Origin of the sequence: Mucilaginibacter sp. (assembly GCF_039935595.1) — a bacterium.
Lineage (GTDB): Bacteria > Bacteroidota > Bacteroidia > Sphingobacteriales > Sphingobacteriaceae > Mucilaginibacter.
Genome location: NZ_JBDTJZ010000114.1, coordinates 1 through 10,145, shown reverse-complemented (window position 1 = coordinate 10,145; position 10,145 = coordinate 1). Strand labels below are relative to the sequence as shown.

10 protein-coding genes are annotated in these 10,145 nt (G+C 40.6%); 9 read left to right on the top strand and 1 reads right to left on the bottom strand.

Translation table 11 applies throughout. The features are described 5' to 3' along the window. On the top strand, nucleotides 1–576 hold a 576-nt coding region (locus tag ABI367_RS07925), incomplete at its 5' end, for a hypothetical protein (protein ID WP_462230565.1). A 102-nt stretch (nucleotides 577–678) separates the two neighbouring features. Here the strand turns inward: ABI367_RS07925 and ABI367_RS07920 are convergent. Continuing rightward, nucleotides 679–2,049, bottom strand: coding sequence for a hypothetical protein (locus ABI367_RS07920; RefSeq protein ID WP_462230563.1), 1,371 nt, complete (start codon nucleotides 2,047–2,049; stop codon nucleotides 679–681). A 197-nt stretch (nucleotides 2,050–2,246) separates the two neighbouring features. Here ABI367_RS07920 and sucD point away from each other — a divergent pair, with 197 nt between their 5' ends. From sucD to ABI367_RS07880, 8 genes are all read left to right on the top strand, one after another. Continuing rightward, nucleotides 2,247–3,125 (top strand): succinate--CoA ligase subunit alpha, encoded by an 879-nt coding sequence (sucD, locus tag ABI367_RS07915; protein WP_462230561.1) that lies wholly within the window; start codon nucleotides 2,247–2,249, stop codon nucleotides 3,123–3,125. A gap of 206 nt (nucleotides 3,126–3,331) precedes the next feature. Beyond that, complete coding sequence (locus ABI367_RS07910; protein WP_462230559.1) at nucleotides 3,332–3,832, top strand: N-acetyltransferase family protein; 501 nt, start codon at nucleotides 3,332–3,334, stop codon at nucleotides 3,830–3,832. A gap of 147 nt (nucleotides 3,833–3,979) precedes the next feature. Beyond that, nucleotides 3,980–4,348 (top strand): methionine-R-sulfoxide reductase, encoded by a 369-nt coding sequence (locus ABI367_RS07905; protein ID WP_462230557.1) that lies wholly within the window; start codon nucleotides 3,980–3,982, stop codon nucleotides 4,346–4,348. 618 nt (nucleotides 4,349–4,966) lie between these two features. Continuing rightward, nucleotides 4,967–5,944 (top strand): ribonucleoside-diphosphate reductase small subunit, encoded by a 978-nt coding sequence (locus ABI367_RS07900; RefSeq protein ID WP_462230555.1) that lies wholly within the window; start codon nucleotides 4,967–4,969, stop codon nucleotides 5,942–5,944. Between the two features lie 79 nt (nucleotides 5,945–6,023). Then, the gene (locus ABI367_RS07895) at nucleotides 6,024–8,402 is read left to right on the top strand and encodes a ribonucleoside-diphosphate reductase subunit alpha (RefSeq protein WP_462230553.1); all 2,379 of its coding nucleotides are present in this window, start codon (nucleotides 6,024–6,026) and stop codon (nucleotides 8,400–8,402) included. Between the two features lie 121 nt (nucleotides 8,403–8,523). Beyond that, the gene (locus ABI367_RS07890) at nucleotides 8,524–8,763 is read left to right on the top strand and encodes a cysteine-rich CWC family protein (protein ID WP_462230551.1); all 240 of its coding nucleotides are present in this window, start codon (nucleotides 8,524–8,526) and stop codon (nucleotides 8,761–8,763) included. 178 nt (nucleotides 8,764–8,941) lie between these two features. Next, nucleotides 8,942–9,343, top strand: coding sequence for a hypothetical protein (locus ABI367_RS07885; RefSeq protein ID WP_462230549.1), 402 nt, complete (start codon nucleotides 8,942–8,944; stop codon nucleotides 9,341–9,343). 135 nt (nucleotides 9,344–9,478) lie between these two features. After that, a complete protein-coding gene (locus tag ABI367_RS07880) occupies nucleotides 9,479–10,078 on the top strand; it encodes an RDD family protein (protein WP_462230547.1) in 600 nt (199 codons plus the stop codon). Nucleotides 10,079–10,145: the final 67 nt, after the last annotated feature.

The following is a 10,145-nucleotide window of genomic DNA, read 5'->3' as shown; positions in this document are numbered from 1 at the left end:
ACATATTCAGATTTCTTGGATCACGATTCATTAAAAGTAGCCCGTGAAACTTTTAATATATGTAGTCAAGAAACTGAAGTTACTCAGTTTAGAGATCCATCCAAATTTGGAATATTTAAACTGAACTGTTCAGCTACATTTAATTCTAACACTTTTAGTAATAGAGATACAAGCTACTTAATCGATAATTTTAAAACGTCCGAAATTGAAGAGTTTGTTCCACAATTAATCGGTGCCTATGATAAATTATGTACCAATCCGCGTATTTATAAAAATCATTTATCATTTGCATGGGAACATCAAACCGACAACCCTTTTTTTAACCACTTAAAGGAATCAATATGCAACACGGAAATTTTGGTCGTTATTGGTTATTCATTTCCTTTTTTTAATAGAGATATTGATAAACTTATACTTAATAAATTTGTTGGGAACAATTTGAAGAAAGTATATTTTCAAGCTCCAGACGCTGAGGATTTAAGAGAAAGATTTTTGGCGATAAACGACTCAATTCACCCTAGTGATTTAGTCCTGAGAAAAGACATTAAGCAATTCACATTGCCCAATGAATTATAACAAATCAGTCTATCCTAAAAATATTACAAATTATTATTGGTTTACAGTGCTATTTAACTGTTTTTAATTTGACATTAAAAGTCAATATTTTGCAAAAACTAATTATAACTGGTGGCTTTTCATTTTGGCTAACTCGCCTTTTAAATTATCAATCCGGCTGGCCATGCCCGGCTCTTTGGCAGCCATTTCAATAGCTTTATTCTGGTTAAGCAGCGCTTCGTCATAAAAATCCAGCCGGTACATAATATGGGCCATGGTGTCATAATAACCGGCCATAGGACTTAACTGGATAGACCTGCGGCTCCATACCAATGCCTTTATTAAATGGGTAGTATTATGCGTGCCCAGCAAATAAAAATCATAGGCGGCATTGTTTAAAGTATTAGCCACCTCTGCGCTTTTGGCAGGACTTAGCTGTATAAACGATACCTGCTGAACAGGTGCCGGTATCCTGATATCAGCAGGCGGCTGGTTGGCCGGTGCAACTGCCCTTGCTTTATTTAAAGCCTCTATCTGTAATCTTCGGGCCGAATCGGTAGTTATATTCAAATAATAGGTATCGTAAAAATATTCAGCTTGCTGAAAATATCGCGTAGTATCCTTAACAGATTTATAGTAATAAAGCATCTCCCTGGTTGATGCCTTGTTTGCTTCCTGGTAGTTATTGCTCCAGCTTCGCGCCATGAAGCTGGCATTTGCCTGCGCCATACTTGCATTTTTGGTTCTGATGGCTTCGGCACGCGTATTATTAATAATTCTGTTGTTTATGGCAACTCGCGTTTCAAGGGGCTCGGTTTTGTACAAGCTGTCAAATAACTTTTCATTAGTATGTAATAGTTTATAAGCCTTGCTGTCGGCATAGGGGCCGGCTTGTAACGCAAACAATATTTCCTTATAGTTATTCAGGTCATTAACGGTCAGCATATCAACGTATTTATCAATAAGGACAGCATTGTCAAAAATATTCAGGCTCTCCTTCAGGACGATATATTCTTTAAGCTGTTGTTTGGTAATTGATCCGGCTTTATATAACTGTTCATAATTAGTTAAAGTTTTGCCCGATGCGATGCGAGACAATGCCTGACTGGCCATGTCCTCAAATTTTATAGTGAAGTTTGTATTACCCGAAGATGTGTAAACAATACCGCCTTTGCTGTCTAAAAAAACATAGCACGGGAAGATAGTGGGGTGCAATTTACCGGTGATATTATTTACAGTCGAATCGGTAAATATTACCTTAACACTGATAAAATTTTTATTGTATAGGTCGGCCACTTCCTTATTGTCCAGTCCGCTTGGAAACTGGGGGAGGCCCTTAATATTAAATGCTGGTGGTGTTAACGTAACAAAAAGCGGTTTGTTGGTTTGTGCCGCAAGCGCCAAAGCCTCTTTATATGATTTTTTATATTCAATACTTTGCCCGTAAATATTTACTCCGACAAATAGAAAAAGAAAGAAAAAAATAATTCTCATCGCGATAAATTTAGGTGCCTGAAAGTAGACCAAATTAATTAAAAAACAAAATTTAATTGATGTGCTTATTTTGTGGCTAATCAAGTATCCTAATAATATTACAAAAATAATATGCTTTTACCGTGTTATTTAAGTGTTTTTTATTTGACATTAAGGCCAATAATTTTAGCTTTGCGCTACTAAAAGCAAAAGACCAAATGAGTGTTCTGGTAAATAAAGATTCTAAAGTTATAGTTCAAGGGTTTACAGGTAACGAAGGTACCTATCATGCGTCGCAAATGATTGAGTATGGCACCCAGCTTGTTGGCGGTGTTACACCGGGTAAAGGCGGCCAAACACATTTAGACAGGCCGGTATTTAATACCGTTGCCGATGCCGTTAAACAAACCGGCGCTGATGTATCTATTATATTCGTTCCGCCGGCATTTGCAGCCGACGCGATAATGGAAGCTGCCGAAGCCGGTATTAAAGTGATTGTATGTATTACCGAAGGCATACCTACCAAGGATATGATACAGGTAAAAGAATATTTAACTGATAAGGATGCACGCCTGATTGGCCCTAACTGCCCGGGTATTATTACGGCTGATGAAAGCAAAATTGGTATTATGCCGGGCTTTATTTTCAAAAAAGGTAATGTAGGTGTGGTTTCAAAATCGGGTACGTTAACTTATGAGGCGGTAGACCAGGTGGTTAAAGCCGGTTTAGGTATCACTACAGCTATTGGTATTGGTGGCGACCCGATCATCGGTACCCCAACTAAAGAAGCGGTTGAGTTATTAATGAACGATCCGGATACCCACGGTATAATTATGATAGGCGAAATTGGCGGCGGTATGGAAGCCGAAGCTGCCCGCTGGATAAAAGAGCATGGCACTAAACCTGTTGTTGGTTTTATAGCCGGTCAAACAGCGCCTCCGGGACGCCGTATGGGCCACGCGGGTGCAATTGTTGGCGGTGCCGACGATACCGCTGCTGCTAAAATGAAAATTATGGCCGAGTGCGGTATACGTGTGGTTGCATCACCTGCCGAAATTGGTGCTGCAATGGCTGAGGAACTGGCTAAGTTAGCATAAGGCTGAAAGCAGAAAGGTAAAAGCTGAAAGGTTTTTATTCCTTATATAATAAAGAGAATCCCGGTTAGTGATAGCCGGGATTTTTTGTTTACAATAACCTGTGGTCAACGTCATTTTTTTATTTTATTAATAAAGGCAGTACAGTTACACTTATCTTTAAATAACAAAGCATATTATTCTGTTTGTTTTATGCAATTTAACTACGCATGAAGATTATTGAACTTACTACCACACAGCATTATAACTATAAAGATTTTATTTTAAAGGGATTAAAGACACATCCGGATGCGTTTCGTATATCACCGCAGGATGAGTTAAATGAGCCTTTCCCTACTCTGGGTAACAGCCATAGCTTTACATTAGGTGCTTTGGATGAACAGGATAAGTTGGCAGGTGTTGTAAGTTTTAAAACGGAAATCGCTAACCGCGAAAAACTTGCGCATAAAGGTTTATTATTTAGAATGTACGTAGGGGCATCTCATAGTGGAAAGGGTATAGGCAAACAATTGATGAAAAAATTAATTGAAAGAGTAAAAGAACTGCCTGATATTGAGCAAATAAACCTAACCGTGGTTGCTTCAAATAACCGAGCTGTTGGCCTATACAAAAGTTTCGGATTTGAACCCTTTAGTCTTGAAAGGAAAGCCATCAAATCAAACGATTATTACCTTGATGAATACACAATGGTGTTATTTTTAAGGGGTTAAAATGATATGTTGGTTTAAAAAACGACTTTTGTTAATCCCATGTAAACATCCACCCAAAAACAAAACCGGACAATAGTTTTGTCGTATATTGTGTAAGCAGATAGATATCAGTATCAATCTGCGAAATCAATAAACATCTGTGAAATCATGAGTAACTACAATAAATTAACCCCCGACGAAGAGCGGGTAATACTACATAAAGGCACCGAGCGCGCGTTTACGGGCGAGTTATTGAATAATAAAGCCGAAGGCTTATACGTTTGCAAACGCTGCGACCAGCCGCTGTATACATCCGAAACTAAGTTTGAATCGCATTGCGGATGGCCGAGTTTTGATGACGAGATACCGGGAGCGGTAACACGTGTACCTGATGCCGATGGCAGACGGGTTGAAATTGTATGCAGCAATTGCGGCGCCCACCTGGGCCACGTGTTTGAGGGGGAGTACCTCACCCCAAAAAACACGCGTCATTGCGTTAACTCGCTGTCAATGAAGTTTTTACCAAAAAAAGATTAACCATTTTAACACATTTTAGCGGTAATTTGCATTTAAGTAATTGATAATCAATTATTTAATATTAAAAATAATCAAAAAAGTGTTAAACGATGTTAAACGTTTTTACTTTTTGCAAAGCTTGTTTTAATTGCCGGTGATGTTAAAGTGGGAGCGGATTAATCACTGCTTCGTCTGTGGCCTAAACCTGGTCACTATGGCAACCGATCAGCTAAAAATATAGTTAAGGAAATAAAGAATTAACATTACAAAATGCTCATTGCCAACTGCATACTTTGAATAATATTTTACGCTCCCGCAATTTTGTTTATAACTTATAGGGGATGTGCAAAACTATCACTAACAGGCAAAATCATTCGCACATATCTTTGGATTATAAGTTCTTTAAAGCTATCCGTTTTATCAGTGATTCTTACCGGTAAAAAGGAGCTCAGTCGCCACGGCGGATGGGCAGACGTACAAAATTAGAATTGTTTAGCAACGATTGGTGAGGTTGATTTTGGAAGTAGTTAAAGCGATAATTATCGCATTTAACCTTAACTGCTCTGGGGCATTGCTGTCGGCTAATAGTTCGTCGTCTGGTTAGCTATAAAAGAATGAAATATAAAATAAAGTAAGCGCATGGCAGTAGAAACCGAATTATTACTCAGAGAAAACAAAGACCGCTTTGTTATCCTTCCCATTAAATATCCCGCCATTTGGGAGATGTATAAAAAATGTGAAGCCAGCTTCTGGACCGCCGAAGAGATAGACCTTTCGGACGATATGAAGCACTGGGAAAATATGAACGACGGTGAGCGTCATTTTATATCGCATATCCTGGCGTTTTTTGCCGCCAGCGATGGTATAGTGAACGAGAACCTGGCCGTAAACTTTATGAGCGAGGTGCAACTGCCCGAGGCCCGTTGCTTTTACGGTTTCCAGATCATGATGGAGAATATCCACTCAGAAACCTACGCGTTATTAATAGATACTTATATTAAAGATCCGGCAGAAAAAGATAAACTGTTTCACGCTATTGATACCGTGCCTTGTGTAGGTAAAAAAGCCGAGTGGGCACTGCGCTGGATTAACAACGGCAGCTTTGCCGAGCGTTTGATAGCTTTCGCGGCGGTTGAAGGTATTTTCTTCTCAGGTAGCTTCTGTTCAATTTTCTGGTTAAAAAAACGTGGTTTAATGCCGGGTTTAACTTTTAGCAATGAGCTGATATCGCGCGATGAAGGTATGCACTGCGAGTTTGCCTGTTTGCTTTACCGTATGCTGGAAAACAAACTATCAAAAGAAGCCGCAACCGCTATTATTACCGACGCGGTGGAGATTGAAAAAGAATTTATAAGTGATGCCCTGCCGGTTAGTTTAATAGGCATGAACGCCAAGCTAATGGGCCAATACATTGAGTTTGTAGCTGATAGATGGTTAGGCGAATTAGGTTACCCTAAAGTATACGGCGCAAGCAATCCGTTCGACTTTATGGAGATGATATCGCTGCAAGGCAAAACTAACTTTTTTGAAAAGCGCGTAGGCGATTACCAAAAAAGCGGTGTATTAAACACAGGTGGTGGTGACAACAAAGGATTCTCGTTAGATGAGGATTTTTAATTAAAAGAGTACAAGAATATCCAGTTAATAAATAAATAGTAAACCGGCTGATTCCAGTTCAGCCATAAACGCCAAAATTATGTTTGTAGTAAAAAGAGACGGTAAGCAAGAGTCAGTAAAGTTTGACAAAATAACCGCACGCATCGAGAAGCTGTGCTATGGTTTAAACCCCGCGCTGGTTGATCCGGTTGATGTGGCAAAAAAGGTAATTGAGGGATTGTTTGACGGGGTTACTACGTCTGAACTGGATAACCTGGCTGCCGAGACGGCGGCGTCATTAACCACCAAGCACCCCGATTACGCGTTATTGGCATCGCGTATAGCGGTATCAAACTTGCATAAAAACACCATCAAATCATTCTCAGAAACAATGAAATTGTTGTACAACTATGTTGACAGCAAAACCGGCAAAAATGCCTCATTGCTTGCTGATGATGTTTACGATATAATTCAAAAAAATGCTGAAGAACTGGATAGCAGCATTATTTATGATCGTGATTTTGGTTTTGATTACTTTGGCTTTAAAACTCTCGAAAAATCATACCTGTTAAAACTGGACGGAAAAATTGCCGAACGCCCGCAGCATTTATTTATGCGTGTATCGGTAGGTATACATAAAGAAGATATTGCAAGCGCTATCAAAACCTATAATCTGATGAGCGAGCGCTGGTTTACTCACGCTACGCCTACTTTGTTTAACGCGGGTACACCAAAACCACAAATGTCATCATGCTTTTTGTTAACCATGAAGGATGACAGTATTGATGGTATATATGATACTTTAAAACAAACCGCCAAAATTTCGCAAAGCGCGGGTGGTATTGGTTTAAGTATACATAACGTTAGGGCTACAGGCTCATACATCAGCGGTACCAATGGTACCAGCAACGGTATCATCCCAATGCTGCGTGTATTTAATGATACCGCGCGTTATGTTGATCAGGGTGGCGGGAAACGTAAAGGAGCTTTCGCTATTTATTTAGAGCCTTGGCACGCGGATATATTTGAATTTTTAGACCTGCGTAAAAACCACGGTAAAGAAGAAATGCGCGCCCGCGATTTGTTTTATGCTCTTTGGGTATCTGACTTGTTTATGCAGCGTGTAGAAGCTAATGAGGACTGGAGCTTATTCTGTCCGCATGAAGCACCGGGATTGGCTGAGTGCTGGGGTAAAGAGTTTGAAGACCTGTACACCAAATATGAGCGCGAAGGTCGTGCACGCAAAACCGTTAAAGCACAAGAGCTTTGGTTTGCTGTGTTAGATGCCCAAGTAGAAACCGGTACACCATACTTATTATATAAAGATGCTGCCAATGGTAAATCAAATCAGCAAAACTTAGGTACCATAAAAAGTTCCAACTTATGTACCGAGATATTGGAGTATACCTCGGCCGATGAGATAGCAGTTTGTAACCTGGCTTCGTTAGCGTTGCCGCGTTATGTACGTGACGGCGCTTTTGACCACGAAAAACTATACGAAGTAACTTATCAGGCTACATTGAACCTGAATAAGATCATCGATAACAATTACTACCCGGTTAAAGAGGCCGAATATTCAAACTTGCGCCACCGCCCGATTGGTTTAGGTGTACAGGGTTTGGCCGATGCGTTTATACTATTACGTATGCCGTTTGAAAGCCCTGAGGCTAAACAGTTAAACAAAGAGATATTTGAAACCATCTACTTTGCTGCTATGACAGCTTCAAAAGACCTGGCAATACAAGATGGTCCTTACACTACTTTTAAAGGTTCGCCGCTATCAGAAGGTAAGTTCCAGTTTGATTTATGGAACGAAAAGCCGGCCAGCACACGTTGGGATTGGGAAAACCTGCGTTTAGATGTAATGAACCATGGTGTGCGCAACTCGTTATTAGTAGCACCAATGCCTACTGCTTCAACATCACAAATATTGGGTAATAACGAGTGCTTTGAGCCATATACCTCCAATATTTACACTCGTCGTGTATTGAGTGGCGAGTTCATCATTGTGAACAAACATTTGCTGCGCGATTTGGTGAACCGTGGTTTATGGGATAACACCATGAAAGATAAGATCATCACTGCAAATGGCTCAGTACAGGATATAGCCGAAATTCCACAAGAATTGAAGGACCTGTACAAAACTGTTTGGGAAATTAAGATGCGCGATATTATAGATATGGCTGCTGATAGAGGTGCTTATATTTGCCAATCGCAATCATTAAACCTGTTCATCAACTCGCCAAACGCGTCGAAACTAACTTCAATGCACTTTTACGCATGGAAAAAAGGCTTAAAAACAGGTATGTACTACCTGCGTACACAAGCAGCATCGCAAGCGGTTAAATTTACGGTAGAGAACCAGGGTGGTAAAAACATGGAAGCCGTAATACCTGAAATAGTTAACCAGGTAGCCGACGAAATACCTGCTGGCCCAACCTGCTCAATGGAAGAGGGTTGCGTTACTTGCAGCGCGTAGTTTAGTTCATGGTTCATGGTTGATAGATCATAGCCTGAATATATAAAGACCATAGTTCTTGTCATTAAACTGGCAAAGGCTATGGTCTTTTTGCTTTATATTTGTTTTGATTAACTGGGCTATGAACCATGAACTATCAACCATGATCCAACACATCAAACACGAGATCATATCTTGCGACCGTTGTGGTAAACGCATGGAGTGTAAGGCAAACTCTTATACCAAATGCCAATGCAGCGGTGTGCAGTTAACTATTAACGAAGTGCAATACATCAGCGAGAATTATGAAGGCTGTATGTGTGCCGGTTGTTTGGTGGAGTTGCAGATGGAGTATAGGGAGATGATGGGGATAACTGTTTAATAATTACCTTTATATATGACTATGACCCTTGACCAGACAAAAAAAGCTTCTCTTTTAAACGAGATCAAACAAGGCTTAAAAGAGATAAAGGAAATTCAACAAGGAAAAAGAAAGGCATATTCTATGTCCGATTTGTTCAGCAAGAAAATAGATCGGGAAAATAGTCGAAAACCTACCAATGTCTGATTTCTCTCTACAAGCCAAATGTCACTTCGATTCCTACTATTCTGTTATCATAGAAGATGATGGCCGTGTTGCCTATGCTTATTTAATGGAGGGTGAGGATATGGTGGGCGAAGTATGGCTGTATAATCAGCAATCTGCACCACAAAATAGCAACTGGCATGAGCAGCAACCACCTTATTTAAATACAGAAGAATACATTGATAAGTCTGTACGGGTGCCGCCCTTAACTGATAAAGGCGAAATTTATCTGGAGTGGACCGAATCGCCGGACAATGGCGCTGTAGAAGTGGGCATTTATATACGCGAGAAATTTATCGCTCAAATTATCACCGGGTCGAAGCCGGGGTGGTCCACATTAGTTATAAAGGATGGTCCTTTAGCTTTAGTTTATTAGTTCTCTTGTCATTTCGAACGTAGTGAGAAATCTATACATCTGCAATTAGCGCGTGTATAGATTTTTTCGCTAAGCTCAAGAGAACAGTTCTCCTCGTACCTCGTCGAAATGACATTTGTTGTATATTTAACAACTATGCAAACCTACCTCCTGGTCATCAACGGCAAACCCGAAGGCCCTTTTACTTTAGCCGAGTTAAAGGCGCGCCCTATTAAACCTGATGATTTTGTGAAGACCGATGCCATGGACGATTACAAACAGGCCCATGAGGTAGCCGAGCTGCGCGAAATTTTAGGATTTAAAAAACAGGTACTGCTGCAGTACTTCGGCAGTTTTGACCAGCGGCTGCTGGCATCGGCTATTGATGGGTTTATGGTATCGGGTGTTTGTATTGTGGCGGTATTGATAGCCTCGGTGTTTATAACCAATACTATATTCAGGTTATCGGTGCTGTTGGGGTTATTGGTCATAATTCCCCTGGTAAACCTGGTATATCATATTATCATGGAAAGCTCGGCCAAACAAGGCACTTACGGCAAGCAGCTATTAGCCATAAAGGTTTGCGATATGGAGGGCCTGCCCTTAACCCGCGCTCACGCCACTGGCCGCAACCTGGCTAAAATAATATCAGTACTTACTTTATTTACGGGCTACCTGTACAGCTTTTTTAACCCCCAAAAGCAATGCCTGCATGATGTTATCGCGGGTACGCTGGTGGTGAAGGACAGGCTGTAACAGCGGTGTTCGGTTTAGCGAGAGAAGAATAGGCCGAACACTACGAACGCTGACCCGTCCTGAAATA